The sequence below is a fragment of the Lactobacillus sp. HBUAS51381 genome, assembly GCF_012641095.1.
Classification (GTDB): Bacteria; Bacillota; Bacilli; order Lactobacillales; family Lactobacillaceae; genus Levilactobacillus.
Window position 1 is genome coordinate 23,836 of sequence record NZ_JAAVSC010000024.1, and the last position, 20,360, is coordinate 44,195.

Genomic DNA, 20,360 nt, shown 5'->3' on the forward strand with positions numbered 1-20,360 from the left:
ATTGTAAACTCAAAAGCCGTCTGAACCATTTATTCACTACAATGTTAGGAATTCTTTAAGGAAAAAGCCCACTCGTCATGTCACGAGTGGACTTCTAAATTAGCATTTAAAGCATTTAAGCGGCTGCTTTCGTCTTGCGACCATCCCGTAGCATTGCCGCAAAGATCCAACCGACCACGGCGACCACCAAGAAGGTGACGAAGACCGCGTGGTATCCTGATAGCGTTGCGGCGGCATGACTGACAACTTTGACGTGGCTGGCCGTAACCATGGCCAGAATCAACGTGGCCACGGCGACCCCGGTTGACCCCAGGATCTGCCGTACGGTCGTAATCACGGCCGTCCCATGTGAGATTAATTGGTCAGGTAACGAGTTGGCCCCCAACGTGACCGCTGGCATCATGACGAAGGCGTTGCCCCCCTCAATCAGGGCCGCAATCAGAATCATGGCCACTAAGGATTGACGACTGGAAACGACCGCCAGCCATAACCAGCCCAGGACAATCATCGACATCCCCGTCAGCATTGTGCCCTTGAAGCCAATCCGATCGGCCAGTTTCCCGGTCAGTGGATTGAGCAGACTCAAGATAACCGCACCGGGAACCAAGGCCATTCCGGACGCAAACGGCGAGAGGCCCAGCACCTCTTGGTAGTACAGTGGGAAAATAATCGTCACGACGATTAACGCAATATACGAGGTTCCCGTCAGTAGAACTGCGAGATCGAAGTTAAAGGTCTTGAGGACTCGCAGATCCAGCAACGGCGTATCCATTTGAAATTGTCGCCAAACGAAGAACGCCACGGCTAGCACACTGACCACCAGTAACCCGGTCATCAGGCCCCAGTTGACGTTGGCCTTTCCAATCTGATTGACCACGTAAAGAATCCCGATGAAGCCGACACTACTGATAACGGACCAGTAATCCAGGCGTGAGTCGTGTTGGGGCATGACATCCTTAATCGTCTTCAACGCGATTAAGAAGACGATGGTAATGATGACCATGAAGACCACGAACAGCCCTTGCCAAGTCGTATACCGTAAGACGATCCCCGAGATAATGGGACCCACGGCCAAAGCAGACCCCATGACGAGGCCCGCCATTCCCATAACACCGCCCCGTTGGCCTTCTGGGGTAATCCGCAACATGACCGTTTGATAGGATGGGAACATAATCCCCACTGCCATCGCTTCCATCACCCGACCTAACATCATCAGGCCAAAGCTTGGGGCTAAATAAATAATAAAGGTCCCGATATCGAATAAGGCCAGAACGCTAACAAACAAAACGGGAAAACGAATATTATTTAAGAGCCATGGACTCACCGGCATCATCACGACCATCACCAGCATAAAGCCAGTGGTCAGCCACTGGACCGTCGAGGCTGGGACCCCGAAGTAGCGCATCAACGTGGGATACGCCGTCGACAGTGACGATTGACTGATAGACATCGTAAAGGTCCCCGCCAGTAACGTCCAGATAAACGCCAGATGATTGTATGGCCGCCCCTGTAAATCAATTGGTTGTGCCATGTAATTCCTCCCTCATGTCCACTTTAGAAGCATTATTAACTGACCTTTATCCTAGTCCTTTTCTCGTTTGCTGTAAACTCAGGCGTCCCGCAATGATCAGCTATACAATCAAGTTACTTATCCCCTAATCTTTGGTACAATGAAGCTAATTAAGACCGATCGTTATCGGTCAAGCGGATTACGCAAGGAATGAGGGTAAACTATGGATTTAGTAGCATATTTACACGACGAGATTAACTTCTTGACGGAACAAATGAATCGCGCCAAGAAGGAAAAGGATAACGCAATGAATTTTCTTTGCGACGCTCGCATTACTGAGGCGAAACGCATCTTGGAACAGATTGACAAGGGAAACATTGATCGGCTGAAGGCCGAATAGACACGGCTTCATGCGAGCGTGGAACAAAGGGTCTGGGTGTTTCGTCCCGGGCTCATTTGTGCCGTCTAAATACGCTAAGGGAGGACACTAAATGAACGTGAAAGCCATCATCGATAGCCTCATCTTCATCGTGATCATTGGCTTGTTGGTCTTTCTAATCATCAACTTCATCACCGACTTTCGCACCACCCTACTCGTGGTGTTCGCCCTGCTGGCTGCCGCTTACGTGAAGCATCATTTCTTCAAGCGCCACGCCGACCGGTGATGATCGAGTCGCGAGTTCGCCTAAACGCGCAATTAGGTGTAGATTAGTAGTGTACGAAATTTTGAGGAGGCAACACATTGATAACCATTAAATCAGATCGTGAAATTAAGAAAATGGCCGAATCAGGGGCCGTTTTAGCGGGTGTCCACAAGGGCCTGCGTGACATCATTAAGCCAGGGATTTCGAGTTGGGAAATCGAACGGTTTGCCAACAAGTACATCGCCGAACACGGCGCCACTCCGTCCGAAAAGGGCTTTGAAGGCTACAAGTATGCCACCTGTGTCAGCGTGAACGATGAAGTCGCCCACGCCATCCCGCGTAAGGATCTCCTGCTCAAGGAAGGTGACATCGTGGCGGTCGATATGACCGTGAACTTGGACGGTTTCGAAAGCGACTCTTGCTGGACCTATGCAGTCGGCAAGATTAGTCCGGAAGCCCAACACCTGATGGACGTCACCAAGAAATCCCTGTACTTGGGGATCGACCAGGCCGTCGTGGGCAACCGGATCGGTGACATCGGCCACGCCATTCAAGCCTACACCGAAGGCCAGGAACACATGGGCGATGTCCGTGAATTAATCGGCCACGGCATTCAACCAACGATGCACGAACAACCCAACGTGCCAAATTACGGCGAAGCGGGTAAGGGCCTGCGTTTGCGCGCCGGCATGACCATCACCATCGAACCCATGATTAACCTCGGCACCTGGGAGATTGCCTCTCGGGAAACGGCTGACAAATCATGGGAATACTACGTGACGGCTGATGGCTCACTATCTGCCCAATACGAACACACCTTGGTCATTACGGACGATGGTCCTAAGATCTTAACGTCCCAAGATGACCCGATCGACGAAAAGTACCGGCTTTAATCTTAGGAGGCTTCCCGCATGGCACTGACCAACCAGACCCCGGAACACACGGTGCAACACCTCTTTGACCAGATTGCCCCGCAATACGATCAAATGAATAGCGTCATCAGCCTGGGCACACACCACATCTGGCGGCAACGGGTCATGACGGCAATGGCGGTTCGCCCCGGCAATTTTGCGCTGGACCTGTGCTGTGGGACCGGCGACTGGACGTTAGCGTTGGCTCAGGCGGTTGGCCCCGCCGGACGGGTGGTTGGCTTGGATTTTAGCCCCGTGATGATTCGTGAGGCACGGTGTAAGGTACGCGCCGCAAATCTGGCCGACCGCATCACGCTCCGTGAGGGCGACGCCATGCGGCTACCCTATCCTGACAATAGTTTCAACGTGGTGACGATCGGTTTTGGCCTGCGCAACGTTCCCGATGCTAATCAAGTCCTACGAGAAATGGCTCGAGTGGTCAAACCTGGAGGTCAGGTGGTTTGTCTGGAAACCTCACAACCCACCAATCCCGTTATTCACGCTGGCTGGCAAGTTTACTTTGGCCACGTGGTCCCGTTAATGGGCAGGCTGGTGGCTCACCACTATCAGGCTTACAACTACCTTCAACAGTCGACCCACCGCTTCGTTTCGGCGGAACAACTGGCCGAGATGTTTACGGCAGCGGGCCTGACGCGGGTGCACTACCACCTCTTCAATCTAGGGGCGGCGGCCGTGCACTTCGGGTACAAACCCTATTAATCTAAACAAAAGAATCCGCCGTATCAGCGATGAGTCATCGTTGGTACGGCGGATTTTATTTTACTAAAGGTTGAAAGTTCACGAACAGTCTCCAGCTGATAAGGTTTATCACCATAAAATTAATCATCAACGACCACCTGCGGCTGCCTACATCTCTGCCTGCCTCCGGTTACGGTAGTTAAAATCGACTAACCGTGCATTGATATCGCTGGAATAGCAACGTTCTTCCAGTTTAATTGGATACATCTCATGTAGCCGTGAGTGAGCAAAATTTGGTCTCAGCCGTGGGATTTTTCAAGTGTTCTGCTTGGAAACTGGCGTCTTTGAGACGCGGGCTGACGGCTCAAAGCGAGGGAAAAGACCGGGCTTTGGCTTTTCCCGATCCTGCCCACCGCGATCCAGACCAAATTTGGTGAACGGCAAGGCGGCAGGAATCCACATAAAACTATATCCAGCCGTGGTGTTCGCGGTCCCAGTCGCGCTTGCGGCTACCGGAGACGAAGGGATTGCCCGCCACTGTGAACCGCAGTGGCCGATCCTGCCAGCTACCGGCCGACACGCCCACCCGCGACGTGGCGACCACCTGCTTCGGTTGGCGCGTCATTTCCGGAGTAATCGTCAGGTTCTGCGCCCCCAGCATTGTCCGGTTCAAGTCCTTAGATTGAATGCCCAGCGCCGCCATTAATTTTCCCGGACCGTTGGTGACGTCCGGTACCGGCTTGTCGCGATTCTGTTGCATGAGGTCCAGACCCTCGTGAGGTTCAATCCCCCGAATCAGGATTCCTTGCGGGGTCCCGGCTGCTTGGGTGGCCACATCAAACATGTAGTAACCCCGCAAGATGTAAATGTAAATCGTCCCCGGCGCATCGTACAACGCCGCGTTAGCCGCCGTGTACCGGCCGTTGAAGGCGTGGGCCGCCGTATCCTGCTCACCCAGATACGCTTCGGCCTCGACGATCCACCCACTCATGGTCCCGGCTGGGGTTCGATAGACCAATTCGTGACCCAATAAATCCCGCGCAATCTGGGGCGTGGGCCGCCCTGTAAAAAATTCAGCTAAAGCATCTGACATCGTTTTATCCTCCAATTTGACTATGTTAAAATGGGGCCATGGAGATGATACCTTATGGCAATTAAATGCGAACGAATCTACACCAAGCCCGCCGACCTTGACGGGTATCGCGTGCTCGTCGACCGACTGTGGCCGCGAGGAATTTCTAAGGTGAACGCGCAACTCGCGTCCTGGGAAAAGGAAATGGGCCCCACCACCGAACTGCGAAAATGGTTCAATCATGAGCCCGAAAAGTTCCCAGAATTCAAAAAACGCTACGTGGCCGAACTTGAAGCAAACGCAGCGTTACCCGCTTTTTTAGACCTGGTCGCCGAACACCTCACCGACCAAGACGTGATTTTATTATACGGCGCCAAGGACGAGGAACACAACCAAGCCGTCATTTTAAAGGCTTTTTTGCTTAAACGCTTAGCGGATCGAGTGCCCGCTGCACGGCTGACAGACTAAGCTCACGGGTACTCCGAAACATGGCATCCGCCTGCGGTAAGTCTTGGGTGTTGATCCCGATGGTCAAGCACCCCGCGGCCTTGGCGGACTGCACCCCGGTCACCGTATCCTCAAAGGCGATGCAATCGGTCGGGTTGCGCTGAATTAACGCGGCCGCAGCAAGATAGACGTCCGGTGCCGGTTTACTGGCCTTTAAGTCCTTGGCCGCCACAATGTGAGGAAAGTACCGGTCCAATCCGAGACGTGTGATTTCGGCGGGCGCATTGGCTGAGGCCGAGGCCAGCGCCATTGGATACCCTGCCGCAACTAGCTTGTCTAAGAAGGCCGTGATTCCAGGCAACCGGTTGGCTGGCGTCAGAGCGGCCACATATTGCCGATACAGCGCGTTCTCGTGATCCGTGATCGTTTGGCGCTGGGCGGGACTAAAGTCGCTCTGACGGCCCACAGACGCCAGAATCGTCAGTAATGAATCGGCCCGGCTCATTCCGGGTAATGTCGCGGCTAATTGGTCGGTCCACGGAATGTGGAGTTCTTGCGCAACCGTTTGCCAAGAAGCCAAATGGTATTGCCAAGAATCAGCCAACACCCCATGAAGGTCAAATAAGAAGCCGCGAAGCTGTCGTGCTTGCATGTGATCTCCCCCTTGTGAAAGCGTTTCAATTCTAACCCCATTATACACCAAAATAAAATGGTTCACCGCTTTAAACTATGCGGTGAACCATTGTTAATTTAACGAATAACGATAACCGAAACATCGGACTTCTTGGCAAGCCGTAACCCGATGGCGCCCGGATGACCGTGGCTGGCAAAGTCAACGTCCGCCCCACAAACGACCAGATCCGGTTGGAATTCTGGAATAATCTTCTCCAGCACCACGTCATCGACGTCACCGCCTTCAGCGACAATCGGACGGACATCTTCCACACCAAACGCAGTGGCCTGATCGGCATAACTCTTGACGATTGCCTTGAGATGGTCGCGTTTCTCGTTGAGCTTGTCCGGCATCAGCGACTCATAAATGCTGATATCATCACTTTCCAGTACGGAAGCAATGCCCAGATGGGCGCGATAATCCCGAGCCATCGTCATCGCGAATCGAAACGCCCGACTGGTTGAGGGCCGGTCATCCTCATCGATGGTGATTAAAATTCGCCGGAAAAATAGTGGATTGTTACTTTCGTCTGCCATAAAACCCCTCCTGCAGTGATTGATGATTCGGCCCTATTGTATCATACCTGAGCCAGAAAGTACTTGCTGGGCTTAAGTAATCGGGCCAACTAGGTGTTCCACGAAAAGAGAGTGGGCCAAAGGGCGGTTAGCTGGTGAGCATTAAGACAGATAACCGAATAATCCCGGGCTTGGATTGTTTGGTTATCTGTTTTAAGCAGAACCAGCTGCCCTTTGGCCCACGTTTCGGCAATTTAAGTTCGAAGACACAAAGAGTCTGGGCACTTTGTCCCAGACTCTTTGTGATTTATTCTTGAGTAATCGGTGACGCTGATTTCTCGCTAAGTCTTTCTAACGAGATTAACGGTCGCCGAAACGTGTTCTCTCGGGCAGGTCCCTGCGCTATCTCGCGTGGTCCGGCGACAGAATCATTGGCCCACGAACCGCACGCGGCAATTCAACCGTAATTCGACGAACCACAACGGGTTGCGGAACAACCACGGGTGCTGGTTTCGGCTTGGCTGCCAATAAGTGCCAAATAGAATGCAGCAACAGTAAGCAGACAAACATCAACGGGAAGCCAGCAATCGTGGAAACCGTTTGAACGGTCTTGAAGCCCCCGACCATCACGATCCCGAAGGAGAAGATGATGAAGACCACAACCCAGATCATCCGGTTCCACCGACTAGGTTCCTGACCATCATCCAAGTGTAGACTGGTGAAAGATGACACGATGAAGGCGGACGACGAAATCGTCGTGGCCAGGAAGATAAAGCAAGAGATACAGTACAGAGCCAAGATAATCATCTTAAATGGCAACGTCGCAATGACCGTGGCAACCACGGCCGCTTGCCCCTGCGTATTTAAGATGTGGACCAAGTTAACGGCCCCGGTCCGTTGGAGCCACAGTGAGTAGCCACCAAAGATGGCGTAGAAACTCATGCACCCTAAGGCCCCGTACGTCAACATGCCGACTAAGACCTGACGAATCGTCCGGCCCTTGGAAATCCGGGCGATGAACAGTCCCATGACGGGCATGTAAGACAACCACCAGCCCCAGTAGAAAATGGTTTCCTGCTGAGCAGTGCTGTCCCCACCGTTCGGTAAGGTGTTGGTCGACATCGAAATAAACTTCTGGGCCATTAACCCAATACTATTCGTTTCAGAATTTAAAATATAAATCGTTGGGCCAATAATTAAAATAATGGCAAGCAGACCCAGCGCCGTCCAAATGTGGGCGGAACTCAACCGGTTGATTCCCCCGTTTAATCCGTGGAAAACCGTAACGGCAAATAAAATAAACAGAATGATAAAGAGTTCAATCTTAAGCATGAGGTTGTCTTGAACCCCGGTAAGCCGGCTTAACACCTTCGAGATGATCGGAATTTCCATCCCTACGGATGAGCCAATTCCCCCCATGATCCCAAAGACCACCAGGAAATCGACCACGTGACGGGCAATGACTTTACCCTTGCTGTCACCTTGTAAGCTGGTGATAGCGGCACTGACCCGTTGCACCTTGGCATGCTTAACGTACAACACGTAAGCAATCGCAATCGTTGCCGGTGCAAACATCATCCACGCCATCGGGCCCCAGTTGAACTGACCCAACATGTGCGCAGCGCCGTAAGCGTTGCTGGAGAATGGCTTGAACCCAAACGCGGGGTGTTGGAGATACCGCAGTGGGTCAACGATGGACAGCATTAAGATGCTGGCATCAATCGCCGTGGCGAAGACCATCGATCCCCACTGAAAGTTACTGTAGTGGGGCTTGTCATCGGGATCGCCTAATTTAACCTTACCAAATTTACCAAATGCCAAATACATAAAAAATAAGAAGTTGATCACGTACACCATCAAATAGGCCCATGACATGCGAGTATCAATCCAGTTCAATAATGAACTCAGAGTGGCTTGTAATTGATTACCACCTAAGATAAATAGCAATGACGCGAGAATAAATAAAACGATGGTTGGTACGAATACTAACTTATCAATATTTTTACGCGCTAAAATAAATAATCCTCCTCATTTGTTTCCTGGAAGCAAGCTTCCAGCGGTCATGTTTCGAAGAGATTGTACGAAAAAAGCGCTATACACGGGTCGTCACACGAGCCACCTGTACAGCGCCATCACGGTTAAATACAAATTGCCTACGCAAATCTCTTTGAATCAATATCCAAAGTCTATTATACGCGGACACTAGGATTAGTAAAATCTTGAATAAGGATAAGATTTTTCTGCGGGAATTAAAGCGTTTACATCACCAATCATCATTGAATTCTAAGAATTTGATTAGAATTTAGGTGATAGCTTAACCCTTTGTCTTAGTCAAACTTTTCTGGCCACTGGGCTTTCGCCGCCGCATTACCAGTAGGACCGTTGTCAATTTCCTTGATGGCGTGGGCCGGATTGCCGACTAAAACCACGTTATCACCGAAGGATTTGGTGACCACGGCGCCCGCACCGACCACGACATTGTTTCCCAACGTGACGCCCGGTAGAACCGTCACGTTGCCGCCAAACCAAGCGTTGTCGCCAATCGTAATGGGCGCACCCATCTCGACATCGTGGACCCGCGCCATGGCGTTCAGGGGATGAACCGGCGTGTACAGGCCCACGTTAGGCCCGAAGTAGCAGTGCTCGCCGATCGTAATGGGACACGTATCCAGCAAGGTCATGTTGTAGTTGCCGTAGAAATGGTCCCCAATGTGGATGTTCCAGCCGTAGTCGTATTCCAAACCGGCTTCAACGAAGAAATCATCCCCGCTGTCCGCCATCAGCTTGCGGTAACCCGTGTTCCGTTGATCGTTGTCATCTAATTGGTTGACCGCGCGCAGTTGCTTTCTGACCGCCACCCGGCGTGCAATCAGCTCCGAATCGAATTGTTCATAGGGCTGGCCCGCCGTCATTTTTTCCCGTTCTGTTGCCATTACATCAATCACTCCTCTTGCGTCCTATGATACCACTTATCAGAAATGCGCTACTCTTTGCCCTACGTTTCAGTAATTTGGGTTCGGAGACACCAAAACGTCTGGGCGATGTGGCCCAGACGCTTACCAAAAAAGGCGCATCGGTTTTAACACCCGATACTCCCGATAATTCATCTATTCTGTCACGGCACCGTAGCGGGCACTTACATCGTTTCCGCTGCCGAGTCACCCGATACCGTTTGTTCCCGCAAAATCCAGGTAATGCCGTAAGCATCAACGACTTGGCCCATCTTACCGCCAGCGCTCTGTTCGCCAAACGGACTGATCACCTTAACGTCGGACTTGAGGAGCCGCTGATAAAGGCCCGTTAACGCCTTAACACTGGCTGAATCATCCGCATCAACATCAATCATCAGCGAGATTAACGTAGAAGACGTGGGTTGGCCCATTAAGGCGTCGGCACACTGAATGTCTAACCCCAAGATCTTAAAGCCACCCTGCATGGTCATTTCCTCTAAATTAACGGTGGGTGCTAACCCAAACTGTTCGACTTCCTCCGCTGTCGGACTGATCCGATAGGCGTTGGTTGCCCCAAAGACGCTTTGATAGTACGTAATGGCCTCTTTGGCGTTTTCAAATTCCAAATACGGAATTAACTTTGCTTGCATCGTCGGTACCCCATTCACTACTTGATTTTTTGGAACGTTTTGTCTGGTCACTGGTGGACCGGTACTAGTCCCCCCAATGAGATTATCCGCATGTGATCTCTAGTTGGTATTATACCCTTAATGATCACGAAACGGTAGGTCACGAAGTCCCTTGGCAATATCTGCGACCGATTGTTCGGCCGTGGTATGGGCCAACGGTGCTTGTGACACAGCCGATTGCGGCTTCTGTGTCGGTGAAGCGGGCGCGGGCGATTCCTTTTTAGTGTCCGCAACGGGTTTTTTAGGCCCCTGATGACGTTCTTGACCCATCCGGTCCATGGTTTCATTAAGCAAATGATCCACAAATACGTTACCCTGGTTTGTCGCGTGCCCCTTCGTCCACTGGTACTGCAGTCGACTGAATTGCGGCAACAGTCGATCCACATCCTGCCACAGTTCGGCGTTTGCTAACGGGCCCGCACTGCGTTTCCAGCCTCGCCGCTTCCAGCCGGCTAACCAGCCCTGCGTCACAGCGTTTAGCACGTAACGTGAGTCCAACACAAAGACGATACTGGCTTGGGTCTGGTGAAGGTCCACGAGTCGCCGCAAGGCATTGCGAAAGGCCATAATTTCCATGCGATTGTTGCTGGCCCCAAATTCGCCGTCGGAACCGGTCACCACATCATCGACCAACTCGATCCGGTAAGCCCAAGCGGCCTTGTCGTCAGTTCGCACGTGGCCGCCCGCAACGTTGCCAGTGTTCCGCGATCCACCATCCGTATAGACGGTAATGGCCGCGGCCTTCAGCGGCGCTGACGTGGACGCAGCCTTGGCTGTCCCCGTCGCCCGGTGCGGTTTGTCTGCGCTCTGCATGAAGTCCTCGGCGGCACTGGCCGTCGTAAAGCTCTTGTATTGCGCCCCGGAAAAACCACTCACCTGCGCCTGCGTTTCTGGCCACGTCCGGTAGATTCCCGGCTTACGACCCCGACGAACCGCGTAGTATTTCTGTGCCACATTCATTCCTCGCTTTCAATCCAATCTAGGCTAGTTTACCATAGATTTCATCATTCTAAATAAATTCGCTATGACAATCCTTATGAAGCCGATACCATTTCCCGGTGGGCCCGAAAAGATTTTTTTTGCTCGGCCAACGCCAATTTTTAAAAAACAATAATTTTAAAGTGTAAATTGTTTCCATAACTTTTAGATTATGCTAACCTAGTAAGTGTGAGTAATGGCCGGAGACTGTCATTTTTTACTTAATTTTTCAAATTTCTAAGGGGGTTTTTGATGAAAAATCCAATCCATGCGTCCATGATTACCGTCGACCAAGCCCGCGCAATGCTTAAGGACCAGCGGGAACAACGCGATGAACGTTTTCCAGAGCTGGCCGCCTCCGGCCAATACATCTTACCAGACTATCGGTTAACCCGTAAGCGTGAGGCTTTCAAGATTCGACGGCATACCTTTTTAAAGAAACATTTTCGTTCCTACGTGGCCTTTGACTCGGATAACGGTCAGACCCTGTGGATTCATAACTTCTCAAGTTTGTCCGAGGCCTGTTTCTGGCTGAACACCGGCTTAAAGCCCAACGACACGGATTCCGCTGGTTCGTACCAGAGCTGGAAGGAAGAACACGTTACTGAGATTGAGGCGTTGAAAGATCAACTGCGCGCCCAACATCAAGAAAAGAAAAAGCCCGTTGCGGTACCCAAACCGGCGACCGTTACGACCGTTAAAAAGGCCAAACGGGTTAAATCAAAGAAATAATGATTGTCAGAAACCCTCGTGCGTCACTTTCGCGAGGGTTTTTTAGTCGCCTATTTCCCCACCAATTTTACTGCGCACGTGGCCGGTTGCGGTTAGACAGTCTCATGATAGCGTTTACATAGCGAACAGCGTATACTGAAGACACTTAAAGAAGGAGGCCCTTTAGATGTCAATTCACCGTCATCACCATACCAAGCCGTCACGCCACACACGCCAACGAATGGCCCCGTTCGTCGCCTTCGAAGTCACCGCATCAAGCGTCGTCATTTGGGATATTCTTCGGGCAAAACATGTTCGCCGGGGCCATAAGCTTGGCTGGTTACTGCTGGCCCTGGTTCAACCCATTGGTCCCTGGCTGTATTTTGCCTTTGGTCAAACACGGGAATAGCAGTCGTTCTTGAGACTAGTCCTGACAAATAGCCAGCGAATGGACATGTATCGTCCATCCGCTGGCTATTTTTGATCGTGTTCACTGATTTAGTTATTTTCTAGTTGTTTACAGATCCAGGTGAACCTGCTTGGGATCGGTCTTCACGATAATCTTTCCGTGGTGGATCGAGTAGAGAACCTCCGAGCGCTGGTTCAACGCATTATAGAAGTTGTCGTTGTTCATGATGACCAGGTTAGCAGGCTTTCCTTCGGCGATGCCGTAGTGGTCGCCGACGTGCATGGCCTTGGCCCCGTTGGTCGTCACAAATTTGTAGGATCCCATGATGTCGTCGTAGCCCATCATCTGCGTGACGTGAATTCCCATGTGCAACGCATCTAACATGTTACCGTCGCCCATCGGGTACCACGGATCCTTGATGTCATCCTCACCAAAGGCCACGTTAACGCCAGCGGCATTTAACTCCTTAACCCGCGTCAACCCTCGACGCTTAGGGTACGTGTCAAACCGACCGCCCAAGTGGGTGTTGATCAAAGGATTAGAAATCATGTTAATGTGGGACATCTGCAGGAGGCGCATGAGTTTATAGGCATAAGCGTTGTTGTAAGACCCCATCGCCGTGGTGTGGCTGGCCGTGACTTGATCGCCCAAACCGGTCTCCAAAGCCAAGGTTGCCAACGTTTCCAGCCCACGTGAGGCCGGATCATCGATTTCATCACAATGGGCATCGACCAACTTGCCATATTTCTGAGCTAAATCCACGGCGAAATGGAGGGATTCCACACTGTATTCGCGCGTGAACTCAAAATGCGGAATGGCCCCGATGACGTCAACGCCAAGCTTGGCGGCCTGTTCCATCAATTCCTTACCGTGTGGAAACGACAGAATCCCTTCTTGGGGGAAGGCCACCAGCTGTAATTCGATAAAGTCCTTCACTTCATCCCGTACCTGAATCAAGGCCTTTAACGCCGTCAGACTCGGGTCCGTCACGTCCACGTGCGACCGAACAAACTGCACCCCATGGCTGGCTTGGCGTTCCAGGGCTTGCCGTGAACGGGTCTTCACGTCTTCGATGCTCAACGTCTTCTTCCGTTCGGACCAGATACGAATCCCGTCAAACAACGTCCCAGATTGATTCCATTCGGGATCGCCGGCCGTCATCGTGCTGTCCAAATGAACGTGTGGGTCAACAAAAGGTGGCAGAATTAATTTTCCTTGCGCATCAATCACCTGTTCATTATCCTTCGCGGTTAAGTGATCGGCAATCGCTGTAAATTTGCCGTCCTCAATTCGAATATCCTGTGGCTGCTGAGCGTTTTCAATAAGACCTTGTTGAATTAACATGCGCGTTAACCTACCTCCTACACTTTTTCATCAGATTAATAAAACCCGGGAATGGTCAAGCCTAATAAAAGCAGAGTGCTGTCGGCAACCAACCCCCAAGCTACGGCAATCACACTCACCGTAGCGGGAATCAAGCCCCACCAGGGACCGCGTCTACTGGCACGAACCAACCCTACTAAGCTTATCACAGTTAGTCCACATCCGAGCAATAAAGTAACGGGTTCGTTGGGAAACCAGCGATAAACCGTTTGGACGGCACCAATTAGCGCATACCAACTGGCCGCAAGCCCAATCACACTCCAGATCAGCACGCCTCGCCATTGTCGTTCCATCATAGACCGCCCTCCTCGTATGATCCGGTTACCAAGTCTCCCCTTTAATTTACACGGCGATTTCACCATTTACGAACAACTCGCTTAAGTTCGGCCGCTAACCAACCTAAGCGATCGCCAGCCGGTAGTTTGGGCGCGGCTACCTAACGACCGGGGTATCACTAAATTTATAAAGCATCTGGGTCATCATTTCCACCTGATTTATGCTATGCTGGAACCTATAATCTTGACTTCGGAGGTCGATCAATCATGGTAAATTCTTACCCTCAAGCACTCACCATCGCCGGTTCAGACAGCGATGGCAGTGCCGGCATGCAAGCCGATCTGCATACTTTCTTCGCGCGTCACGTCTATGGCGCCTCGGTCATGACAGCGTGCGTGGCCGGCAATTCTTACGGTATTCACGCCAGCGTTCCCATGCCCACCGACTTTATCGATCAGGAATTCAAAGACCTCGTCGATGATTATCGGATTCGGGCCGCTAAGACGGGCATGTTAGCCGATTCGGAACTCATCCACACGGTCGTTAAAAACTATCGGGCCGCTGACTTTGGTCCCTTAGTCGTCGACCCCGTGATTATGACCAAGCACGGGAACCAATTGCTGGAAGAAAGCGCCTTTAACACCTTGCGCACCACCCTGATCCCACTGGCAACCGTTCTGACCCCTAACTTCTTTGAGGTCGAAAAGATCGCCGAGATGACCATCACCAGTGACGCCGACATGGAAACGGCCGCCCATAAGCTACAAGCCATGGGGGCCAAGAACATCATTGCCAAGGGCAGCCACGCCGATCCTCATCAAACCGTCGTGAAGGACTTTGTCTTGCTGGAATCTGGTGACAGCTTCTGGTTGAGCGAACCCTACCACGAAACGAACCGGGTCAACGGCACTGGCGATTCGCTGTCGGCCTGCATTACCGCCGAACTCGCCAAGGGCACGCCCATGAAACAGGCCATTACGATTGCCAAACAATTCGTCAACGCCGCAATTGGGTCACCCATTGCGGTTGGCCACAAATTCGGTCCGGTTAACCATTGGGCGGCGATGGCCCGCGATTTTAAATAACCAGAAGGTGCGGATTGCGCCAATTAAGAAATAGCGTAATGAAGGGCTGGGGAGATTTTCCCCGGCCCTTTTTTGAATCAACATGGTCCTACCACCGATCGGGACGCCACGTTCGGCCGTCCACTTCGCCACCGAGCTGCTCACTACGCCGGTCCTGTTCGGCGACCACTTGTTTGAGGGCCAGCCAAAAGGCACGGTCCGTAAATTTTTCTTGTTGTGCTGCCAACTGATCGATCTGTTGGCTTAACCATTGCGATTGTTCAGTCATCGTCTTGCTCCTTAATCATGGCCAGCGTGTCGTGCAACTGGTCAATTTGTTCGCGGTTTTGTTCAAAGACGCTAGCAATCAAACGGCCTGTGGTGCGTTGATCCTCCGCCAACCGCGCAACCATACCGTCCAACCGTTGGGCAAACCAGTCCTGCCGATTTGCCAGACTATCCGGCTGCGGTTGCGTCAGGTAACGCTGATAATCCACCACGAGCTGTAATTTTTCCGGTTCTTCTAGATAACCGAATTGGTAAATGGGAAAGACGGGCAACCACCGCATTTGCGCCCGGTGTGCCAAGGCGGCCAGCGGCGCCAAGGCGGCATCCAACGTGACGCCTTCAGCCCCACCACGTTGAAAGGCCTGCCGGGGCATCCCGGTTGTGACCACGATGCCCAATTCCTTATCGGCCAACGGGTACCGGTGATCTCCGTAAACAAAGGTCCGCGTTAATACCGTGTCCTCCCACTGCTTGAGTCCCGCCGGCGCCGCGTACCAGTATAACGGGAATTGTAGAATAATTCGGTCCGCTCGCCGTAACTGCGCCTGCTCCTGCGCAACGTCCAGCGAGCTCAAACTCTCGATGTGTTCCCAGATGATGTCGTCATCGGGGAGACTTTCTTTTAAAAATTGCTGACTAGTTGAATCCGCCAACTGGGGATGTGAGACCAATACAAGCGTGGTCATCGGCCACCAACTCCTTTTCGTTTTTTCACTAAACCTACTGTAGCACATTCACCTTGAAATTCCGGTCGTCCCTGCTCAGTAAATTCGTCCCAAAGAAAAAGGCCCTCAGCGTAAACGCTAACGACCAGTTGACTGAAAATTAACTTAGGCGACGATCGGACCCATCGTGAAATTTATTGTCCCGAGTCGCCAGATGCTTGCTATTCTTCCGGAAAGCTTCCCGGTTATTCAAATACAATTGGCCAACGCCGGCCAACACGATAATCGCCAAAATAACAACTAGTGCGTGCATAGCAATTCCCCCCGTCAACATTAAGGTTACAGTTATATTATCTAAATGTTACAGGAATATTGCAAGTATTACGTCATGGAAATAAGAAATTCTTCATATTTTGACGTTGCACTCCCTACTCATTCCCGGACCGGTTCGATGACTGGGACTCCTGCTTTTTCTGTGATTCACGTTGAGACTGATGTTTTTTCTGAACTTTACGAACCTGATTGGACACTTGATCCGTGGGACTGACCGTCTTTTGCCGAGAGAGGTTGGCTACCGGCGCTGCCAACAACAGCACAATGACCGCTGATAGACAGTAAATGTAGTTCTGCCGCTTGTTGCCCAGTCCTTGCGTAATTTGAAAAAAGTAATAAATGATACAGATTGCCGAAAAAAATACGGCAATCTCCGCAATAATGTGTAGCACAATCACGATAGCCACCCCCAGTCCTGTTTACCCTTACTTTACTGGAGGTGCGCGGTTCCTGTCAACTCGAGTCCCCCGGTTAATCCGCAATTGACACGACGCAACGGCTTCTCTATAATTAAGGAGTTGTGGGTTAGCTATTCCCATTAGGTCGCAATAGCTCAGCTGGATAGAGCAACGGTCTTCTAAACCGTAGGTCGAGGGTTCGAATCTCTCTTGCGACATGACTATTAAGCGAACGGTCGGTAAAGTCTTAGGACTTTACCGTTTTTATTTAACCAGAATTAGATCCATTTCCCGTCGAATACTTTTTCAAATCTGGCTTGACGCCATTAAAAAAGCGGGACCGGCACCCTGCCCATCCCGCGATACTTTCAATCAAATTAAGCCTCGTACTTACCTACAACTGGCAACTTAGCCAAAACCTTGCGTCCGTGTGGTGATTTTTCATCGATGACGCTGGTCAACTCGTTCCCGGCTAAATTACCGTGATGTTGCCCACCGGCCCAAGCCGCGACACCCGACACATCGTAAACCACACCATCAATGGCGACATAGGCTGGTTGTCCTTCTTGCCCATCAAATTTAGCTAACTCATCCTTGGAAAAAACTTTTTCACTCACAACGATCACCGCCTCAATTTATTTGGTTTCATCATAAACTGACCGAACGAACAACACAAGCAATTCATCTTTCAAGTGATAACTAAATGTGCAGAAAAAAACCATCAACCGAAGTTGATGGTTTTTCACGACACGATTTAGGCTAATGTAAATTAGTCAACTACCGTAACGTTAGCAGCTTGTGGGCCACGGTCGCCTTGTTCTACATCAAGGGATACGTGTTGGCCTTCTTCAAGCGTCTTGAAGCCTTCACTGTTGATAGCAGAGAAGTGAACGAAAACGTCTGAGCCGTTTTCCAAAGTGATGAAGCCGTAACCTTTATCAGCGTTGAACCATTTAACAGTACCTTGTTCCATAAGAATGAAACCTCCATGCGCATAGCGCAATAATATTTGCATTTGAAAGCTGGGGTAAAAAGGAGCCATTCTTATAAGAACGTCGAGCCTTTAAAACTTCCGAACCATAAATACATTAACCATAGGATAACAGGTATTTCGCAGAATAGCAAATGCAAACCTCGATATTTTTAAACTATTTTGCAATAAGTCCCTAATTATTTTCCGATAACCATTCCTTGGCAGCCAAAACCTCCTGTGGGGTCAACATGTGGGTCCCGGCAGTCTGAAAAAGAGTGGTCGTGATCCCACTTTTTTTACAATCGTCCGCCACCTGGGTCACCGTTGCCACCGATACCAAAGGGTCGCGCTGCCCCGCAGAGAGCCAAACCTGGTAGCCGTTGCGCTGAACATTTTTGGCAACCGCCAACCACAACGGGTGAAATAAAACGGCCTGTCGACCGGGTAAGATTCCCGCTCGAATCCCATAGGCCGCCATCGCCGCACCATTCGAATAGCCGACCGTAATCAACCGATCCACATCCCAGTGATGGGTTGCACAAATATTTTTGACAGTGGTCCCCAACCAGTTGGCTTCCGCTGCAACCTGGTCACGATCCACCGGTCCCGCAGCAGTCTGCAAAAAGTATTGACGTTGCGCCCCGACACCACTGCGACCGGAAATCGCAATGAGCGGGCTCTGGGGGGCCAGTCGACGACCAAAGTTCAACATCTCCGTGTTAGTCCCCCCGGTTCCCTGCAACAATAGGACCGGTGGCGCCGTGTTCGCCCCCGGAGCAATTTCAATTAAGTCGTCTTCCACCACGTGAATTCTCCTAACGGCGCACGATTAGCTCAATCTGACCCTTCTGCGGGGCGAAATTAAGCCCGTAACAGCCTTCGCCTAGAATCTTACCGTATTCGGCTAAAACGTCGTCAGGCAACGGCGTATGGGTCTTCAGCCGACTGATTAAATCTGGCCCCGACTGCACGTCCGCCAACGACACAAACAGCAATGCATTATCAATTAAGTCTCGTAACAAATCCGTCAACAATCCATTGGGTTTTCCGGTCTCATCGGTCACCACGACCTGATGGCTTTCGACTTCCTGATGATTTACCGAAATTGTTTTCAATTGATCAAAAATCGTTTGCACAATCAGCCACTCCCTTGCGAATCCGTTTTCAGTTTAACTAGATAATACAGCAAATAGCGACCAACTGAAACTAATTCTCACCAAAAGCCGTAGAATCTTGCTGTTTCGCATACCGGATCATCATCTTTTCCTGAACCTTGGGTAGCGGCAGCGCCGAAATGGCGTTAGCCTTAACCCACTTGCCTGGGAAGAAGGTCAGGGATTGCGCAGTTGGTAAGTCCGCCATCAAAAGCTTGACCTGCCAGTGTTGATGCGTGTACGTGTGACTGACCGGTTGTCCACCAACGGGCGTTAGGCGCAAAGGAACCTGATAGTCGCGGGCCCACTGCCGTTCTAATGCCGCAATATCGGTTGCTAAGGTCTGTTCATGCTGGTCTGTTGCCGACCGCAGCGTTTCTTGGCGGACCAACGGAAAACTCCAATAACCCGTCAGCATCTCATTGGCCCCACGTTGTGCGAGGAGGTAACCGGCCGGCGAGTGAATCACGAGGCCGTAGTAGGCCACCGGCTTGGGTCGTGGTGCCTTCGTCTTAACCGGAAATTCCAGCACGCGTCCCGCACGATAGGACGCGTCAAATGCCTTCACTGGTGAATGCGCCGGATCGGGATTCTTGGCCGTCATATAACTGGACCCTAGATCCATAATGGCTTGATTAAAGGCGCCGGGCCGTTGGGGATCAACGATCGGCTGAATGATAGCCGTAAATAGCTGGCGGGTCTTGGGCTTTGCAATGTCGGCATCGATCATCAGCAAGCGAGCAAATACGCGAAAGGCATTGCCATCTACAGCGGGCACGACCTCGTCAAAGGCAATACTAGCAATCGCGCTGGCCGTATACGGGCCAATGCCCACCAAGTCTTCCAGTTCGGCGGCCGTTTCGGGCCACTTCCCATGGTAATCCGCAACAAGTTGCTGCGCCGCACGCTGTAAATTCCGAGCACGCGAATAGTAGCCTAACCCCTGCCACGCCTTCAATAAGGTCGCCTCGTCAGCCGCCGCCAAATCAGCCACCGTCGGAAAGGTTGCCAAGAAGTTCTCGTAGTACGGAATCACCGTATTTACCTGGGTCTGTTGCAACATGACCTCGCTCACCCAAGTGTGATAAGGATTCCGTCCGTGACGCCAAGGCAGATCGCGCCCCTCGCGATCATACCAATCTAACAATGTTTTGCGAAACTCGCGGATTGTCGCCGCCGACCATTTTTCCATAGTTTGCCACCGTCCTTGTTTTTACCATTCTAGCGAATCCCCCGAGGCGTGACAAGCGCGGCAATCGCTCCCTTAATTTTCACTTTTTGAATGAAAGCTCGTGAACACGGGTCATTCTCCGGCATTTCCAGTTAATTTCCATCTTTCCGCCCAGTAAGCCTTGACGTGCCGGCGTTGCTCCCCTATTATCAGGGAAGATATCACGGCCTAAAGGTTGAAAGATAGAAAGCAGCTAAGATTCCTGGTGTGACAAGGATAACAACCATTATAAGATGATAGTCGCGTGCTGGCCGCCTTACCGTTCGCCAAATTTGGTCTGGATCGCGGTGGGAAGGATCGGGAAAAGCCAAAGTGCTGTCTTTTCCCTCGCTTTGAGCCGTCAGCCCGCGTCTCAAAGACGCCATTTACCAAGAAAAATCGCTTGG

General features: G+C 51.4%; 27 protein-coding genes and 1 tRNA gene. 9 read left to right on the forward strand and 19 right to left on the reverse strand.

The annotated features are described in order from the left end of the window. Nucleotides 1–115: 115 nt before the first annotated feature. Nucleotides 116–1,531 carry an MFS transporter gene (locus HEQ50_RS08950; protein ID WP_168900179.1) on the reverse strand — a complete coding sequence of 472 codons (1,416 nt, stop codon included), beginning with the start codon at nucleotides 1,529–1,531 and terminating at the stop codon, nucleotides 116–118. Nucleotides 1,532–1,733: 202 nt separating this feature from the next. Between HEQ50_RS08950 and HEQ50_RS08955 the strand changes: the two genes are divergently transcribed. The 4 genes from HEQ50_RS08955 (at nucleotide 1,734) to HEQ50_RS08970 (ending at nucleotide 3,785) form a co-directional block, all read left to right on the forward strand. Further along, on the forward strand, nucleotides 1,734–1,910 hold the full coding sequence (locus tag HEQ50_RS08955; protein ID WP_168900180.1) for a hypothetical protein: 177 nt from the start codon (nucleotides 1,734–1,736) through the stop codon (nucleotides 1,908–1,910). 91 nt (nucleotides 1,911–2,001) lie between these two features. Beyond that, a complete protein-coding gene (locus tag HEQ50_RS08960; protein ID WP_168900181.1) occupies nucleotides 2,002–2,175 on the forward strand; it encodes a hypothetical protein in 174 nt (57 codons plus the stop codon). Between the two features lie 77 nt (nucleotides 2,176–2,252). Continuing rightward, nucleotides 2,253–3,047 carry a type I methionyl aminopeptidase gene (gene map, locus HEQ50_RS08965; RefSeq protein ID WP_168900182.1) on the forward strand — a complete coding sequence of 265 codons (795 nt, stop codon included), beginning with the start codon at nucleotides 2,253–2,255 and terminating at the stop codon, nucleotides 3,045–3,047. 18 nt (nucleotides 3,048–3,065) lie between these two features. Further along, nucleotides 3,066–3,785 carry a demethylmenaquinone methyltransferase gene (locus HEQ50_RS08970; RefSeq protein ID WP_168900183.1) on the forward strand — a complete coding sequence of 240 codons (720 nt, stop codon included), beginning with the start codon at nucleotides 3,066–3,068 and terminating at the stop codon, nucleotides 3,783–3,785. A 445-nt stretch (nucleotides 3,786–4,230) separates the two neighbouring features. On the opposite strand, the gene HEQ50_RS08975 is transcribed toward HEQ50_RS08970, so the two are convergent. Then, nucleotides 4,231–4,857, reverse strand: a complete 627-nt coding sequence (locus HEQ50_RS08975; RefSeq protein ID WP_168900184.1) for a DNA-3-methyladenine glycosylase — start codon at nucleotides 4,855–4,857, stop codon at nucleotides 4,231–4,233. Nucleotides 4,858–4,911: 54 nt separating this feature from the next. On the opposite strand from HEQ50_RS08975, the gene HEQ50_RS08980 reads away from it, so the two are divergent. Further along, a complete protein-coding gene (locus HEQ50_RS08980; RefSeq protein WP_168900185.1) occupies nucleotides 4,912–5,304 on the forward strand; it encodes a DUF488 domain-containing protein in 393 nt (130 codons plus the stop codon). On the opposite strand, the gene HEQ50_RS08985 is transcribed toward HEQ50_RS08980, so the two are convergent. The 6 genes from HEQ50_RS08985 to HEQ50_RS09010 form a co-directional block, all read right to left on the reverse strand. Next, entirely contained in the window at nucleotides 5,258–5,935 is a 678-nt protein-coding gene (locus tag HEQ50_RS08985) for an HAD family phosphatase (RefSeq protein ID WP_168900186.1), read from the reverse strand. The two genes, HEQ50_RS08980 and HEQ50_RS08985, sit on opposite strands and share 47 nt — an antisense overlap. 98 nt (nucleotides 5,936–6,033) lie before the next feature. Then, nucleotides 6,034–6,492: a universal stress protein gene (locus tag HEQ50_RS08990; protein WP_168900187.1), complete on the reverse strand. Its 459-nt coding sequence runs from the start codon at nucleotides 6,490–6,492 to the stop codon at nucleotides 6,034–6,036. A 381-nt stretch (nucleotides 6,493–6,873) separates the two neighbouring features. Beyond that, entirely contained in the window at nucleotides 6,874–8,487 is a 1,614-nt protein-coding gene (locus tag HEQ50_RS08995) for a BCCT family transporter (RefSeq protein ID WP_370520142.1), read from the reverse strand. Between the two features lie 311 nt (nucleotides 8,488–8,798). Beyond that, nucleotides 8,799–9,404 (reverse strand): sugar O-acetyltransferase, encoded by a 606-nt coding sequence (locus HEQ50_RS09000; RefSeq protein ID WP_168900188.1) that lies wholly within the window; start codon nucleotides 9,402–9,404, stop codon nucleotides 8,799–8,801. Between the two features lie 203 nt (nucleotides 9,405–9,607). After that, on the reverse strand, nucleotides 9,608–10,072 hold the full coding sequence (locus HEQ50_RS09005) for a VOC family protein (protein ID WP_168900189.1): 465 nt from the start codon (nucleotides 10,070–10,072) through the stop codon (nucleotides 9,608–9,610). Between the two features lie 117 nt (nucleotides 10,073–10,189). Next, the gene (locus tag HEQ50_RS09010; protein WP_168900190.1) at nucleotides 10,190–11,065 is read right to left on the reverse strand and encodes a ribonuclease H family protein; all 876 of its coding nucleotides are present in this window, start codon (nucleotides 11,063–11,065) and stop codon (nucleotides 10,190–10,192) included. A gap of 276 nt (nucleotides 11,066–11,341) precedes the next feature. Here HEQ50_RS09010 and HEQ50_RS09015 point away from each other — a divergent pair, with 276 nt between their 5' ends. Both HEQ50_RS09015 and HEQ50_RS09020 read left to right on the forward strand, forming a co-directional pair. Next, nucleotides 11,342–11,821, forward strand: coding sequence for a hypothetical protein (locus HEQ50_RS09015; RefSeq protein WP_168900191.1), 480 nt, complete (start codon nucleotides 11,342–11,344; stop codon nucleotides 11,819–11,821). Between the two features lie 166 nt (nucleotides 11,822–11,987). Beyond that, complete coding sequence (locus HEQ50_RS09020; protein WP_168900192.1) at nucleotides 11,988–12,209, forward strand: PLD nuclease N-terminal domain-containing protein; 222 nt, start codon at nucleotides 11,988–11,990, stop codon at nucleotides 12,207–12,209. A 108-nt stretch (nucleotides 12,210–12,317) separates the two neighbouring features. Here HEQ50_RS09020 and codA read toward each other — a convergent pair whose 3' ends face one another. Beyond that, a complete protein-coding gene (gene codA / locus HEQ50_RS09025; RefSeq protein WP_168900193.1) occupies nucleotides 12,318–13,553 on the reverse strand; it encodes a cytosine deaminase in 1,236 nt (411 codons plus the stop codon). Between the two features lie 35 nt (nucleotides 13,554–13,588). Beyond that, nucleotides 13,589–13,888 carry a hypothetical protein gene (locus HEQ50_RS09030; protein WP_232842724.1) on the reverse strand — a complete coding sequence of 100 codons (300 nt, stop codon included), beginning with the start codon at nucleotides 13,886–13,888 and terminating at the stop codon, nucleotides 13,589–13,591. A gap of 246 nt (nucleotides 13,889–14,134) precedes the next feature. Between HEQ50_RS09030 and thiD the strand changes: the two genes are divergently transcribed. Beyond that, nucleotides 14,135–14,953 (forward strand): bifunctional hydroxymethylpyrimidine kinase/phosphomethylpyrimidine kinase, encoded by an 819-nt coding sequence (gene thiD / locus HEQ50_RS09035; RefSeq protein ID WP_168900194.1) that lies wholly within the window; start codon nucleotides 14,135–14,137, stop codon nucleotides 14,951–14,953. 88 nt (nucleotides 14,954–15,041) lie between these two features. Here the strand turns inward: thiD and HEQ50_RS09040 are convergent, their stop codons facing one another. The 4 genes from HEQ50_RS09040 to HEQ50_RS09055 all read right to left on the reverse strand — a co-directional run bounded on the left by HEQ50_RS09040 (nucleotide 15,042) and on the right by HEQ50_RS09055 (nucleotide 16,616). Beyond that, nucleotides 15,042–15,221: a hypothetical protein gene (locus HEQ50_RS09040; protein WP_168900195.1), complete on the reverse strand. Its 180-nt coding sequence runs from the start codon at nucleotides 15,219–15,221 to the stop codon at nucleotides 15,042–15,044. Next, nucleotides 15,214–15,906 (reverse strand): NAD(P)H-dependent oxidoreductase, encoded by a 693-nt coding sequence (locus HEQ50_RS09045; RefSeq protein ID WP_168900196.1) that lies wholly within the window; start codon nucleotides 15,904–15,906, stop codon nucleotides 15,214–15,216. Before HEQ50_RS09045 ends, HEQ50_RS09040 begins: the two co-directional genes overlap by 8 nt. Before the next feature lie 139 nt (nucleotides 15,907–16,045). Continuing rightward, complete coding sequence (locus HEQ50_RS09050; RefSeq protein WP_168900197.1) at nucleotides 16,046–16,198, reverse strand: hypothetical protein; 153 nt, start codon at nucleotides 16,196–16,198, stop codon at nucleotides 16,046–16,048. A 115-nt stretch (nucleotides 16,199–16,313) separates the two neighbouring features. Then, nucleotides 16,314–16,616, reverse strand: a complete 303-nt coding sequence (locus tag HEQ50_RS09055; protein ID WP_168900198.1) for a hypothetical protein — start codon at nucleotides 16,614–16,616, stop codon at nucleotides 16,314–16,316. A gap of 144 nt (nucleotides 16,617–16,760) precedes the next feature. On the opposite strand from HEQ50_RS09055, the gene HEQ50_RS09060 reads away from it, so the two are divergent. Then, nucleotides 16,761–16,834 (forward strand) — tRNA-Arg (locus tag HEQ50_RS09060). Between the two features lie 159 nt (nucleotides 16,835–16,993). On the opposite strand, the gene HEQ50_RS09065 is transcribed toward HEQ50_RS09060, so the two are convergent. The 5 genes from HEQ50_RS09065 to HEQ50_RS09085 form a co-directional block, all read right to left on the reverse strand. Then, entirely contained in the window at nucleotides 16,994–17,233 is a 240-nt protein-coding gene (locus tag HEQ50_RS09065; protein WP_168900199.1) for a cytochrome b5 domain-containing protein, read from the reverse strand. Nucleotides 17,234–17,385: 152 nt separating this feature from the next. Then, nucleotides 17,386–17,589, reverse strand: a complete 204-nt coding sequence (locus tag HEQ50_RS09070; RefSeq protein ID WP_024746588.1) for a cold-shock protein — start codon at nucleotides 17,587–17,589, stop codon at nucleotides 17,386–17,388. Nucleotides 17,590–17,782: 193 nt separating this feature from the next. Next, nucleotides 17,783–18,391 (reverse strand): alpha/beta hydrolase, encoded by a 609-nt coding sequence (locus tag HEQ50_RS09075; protein WP_168900200.1) that lies wholly within the window; start codon nucleotides 18,389–18,391, stop codon nucleotides 17,783–17,785. A gap of 13 nt (nucleotides 18,392–18,404) precedes the next feature. Beyond that, nucleotides 18,405–18,725: a hypothetical protein gene (locus tag HEQ50_RS09080; protein ID WP_168900201.1), complete on the reverse strand. Its 321-nt coding sequence runs from the start codon at nucleotides 18,723–18,725 to the stop codon at nucleotides 18,405–18,407. A gap of 70 nt (nucleotides 18,726–18,795) precedes the next feature. Next, nucleotides 18,796–19,935, reverse strand: a complete 1,140-nt coding sequence (locus tag HEQ50_RS09085; RefSeq protein ID WP_168900202.1) for an A/G-specific adenine glycosylase — start codon at nucleotides 19,933–19,935, stop codon at nucleotides 18,796–18,798. Nucleotides 19,936–20,360 lie beyond the last annotated feature (425 nt).

Excerpts from the sequence above, each read along its gene's own strand:
- HEQ50_RS08950 (WP_168900179.1), bottom strand. The coding sequence starts at position 1,531 with ATGGCACAACCAATTGATTTACAGGGGCGGCCATACAATCATCTGGCG.
- HEQ50_RS08955 (WP_168900180.1), top strand. The coding sequence starts at position 1,734 with ATGGATTTAGTAGCATATTTACACGACGAGATTAACTTCTTGACGGAA.
- HEQ50_RS08960 (WP_168900181.1), top strand. The coding sequence starts at position 2,002 with ATGAACGTGAAAGCCATCATCGATAGCCTCATCTTCATCGTGATCATT.
- HEQ50_RS08970 (WP_168900183.1), top strand. The coding sequence starts at position 3,066 with ATGGCACTGACCAACCAGACCCCGGAACACACGGTGCAACACCTCTTT.
- HEQ50_RS08975 (WP_168900184.1), bottom strand. The coding sequence starts at position 4,857 with ATGTCAGATGCTTTAGCTGAATTTTTTACAGGGCGGCCCACGCCCCAG.
- HEQ50_RS08980 (WP_168900185.1), top strand. The coding sequence starts at position 4,912 with ATGGCAATTAAATGCGAACGAATCTACACCAAGCCCGCCGACCTTGAC.
- HEQ50_RS08985 (WP_168900186.1), bottom strand. The coding sequence starts at position 5,935 with ATGCAAGCACGACAGCTTCGCGGCTTCTTATTTGACCTTCATGGGGTG.
- HEQ50_RS08990 (WP_168900187.1), bottom strand. The coding sequence starts at position 6,492 with ATGGCAGACGAAAGTAACAATCCACTATTTTTCCGGCGAATTTTAATC.
- HEQ50_RS09000 (WP_168900188.1), bottom strand. The coding sequence starts at position 9,404 with ATGGCAACAGAACGGGAAAAAATGACGGCGGGCCAGCCCTATGAACAA.
- HEQ50_RS09005 (WP_168900189.1), bottom strand. The coding sequence starts at position 10,072 with ATGCAAGCAAAGTTAATTCCGTATTTGGAATTTGAAAACGCCAAAGAG.
- HEQ50_RS09015 (WP_168900191.1), top strand. The coding sequence starts at position 11,342 with ATGAAAAATCCAATCCATGCGTCCATGATTACCGTCGACCAAGCCCGC.
- HEQ50_RS09020 (WP_168900192.1), top strand. The coding sequence starts at position 11,988 with ATGTCAATTCACCGTCATCACCATACCAAGCCGTCACGCCACACACGC.
- codA (WP_168900193.1), bottom strand. The coding sequence starts at position 13,553 with ATGTTAATTCAACAAGGTCTTATTGAAAACGCTCAGCAGCCACAGGAT.
- HEQ50_RS09030 (WP_232842724.1), bottom strand. The coding sequence starts at position 13,888 with ATGATGGAACGACAATGGCGAGGCGTGCTGATCTGGAGTGTGATTGGG.
- thiD (WP_168900194.1), top strand. The coding sequence starts at position 14,135 with ATGGTAAATTCTTACCCTCAAGCACTCACCATCGCCGGTTCAGACAGC.
- HEQ50_RS09040 (WP_168900195.1), bottom strand. The coding sequence starts at position 15,221 with ATGACTGAACAATCGCAATGGTTAAGCCAACAGATCGATCAGTTGGCA.
- HEQ50_RS09045 (WP_168900196.1), bottom strand. The coding sequence starts at position 15,906 with ATGACCACGCTTGTATTGGTCTCACATCCCCAGTTGGCGGATTCAACT.
- HEQ50_RS09050 (WP_168900197.1), bottom strand. The coding sequence starts at position 16,198 with ATGCACGCACTAGTTGTTATTTTGGCGATTATCGTGTTGGCCGGCGTT.
- HEQ50_RS09070 (WP_024746588.1), bottom strand. The coding sequence starts at position 17,589 with ATGGAACAAGGTACTGTTAAATGGTTCAACGCTGATAAAGGTTACGGC.
- HEQ50_RS09085 (WP_168900202.1), bottom strand. The coding sequence starts at position 19,935 with ATGGAAAAATGGTCGGCGGCGACAATCCGCGAGTTTCGCAAAACATTG.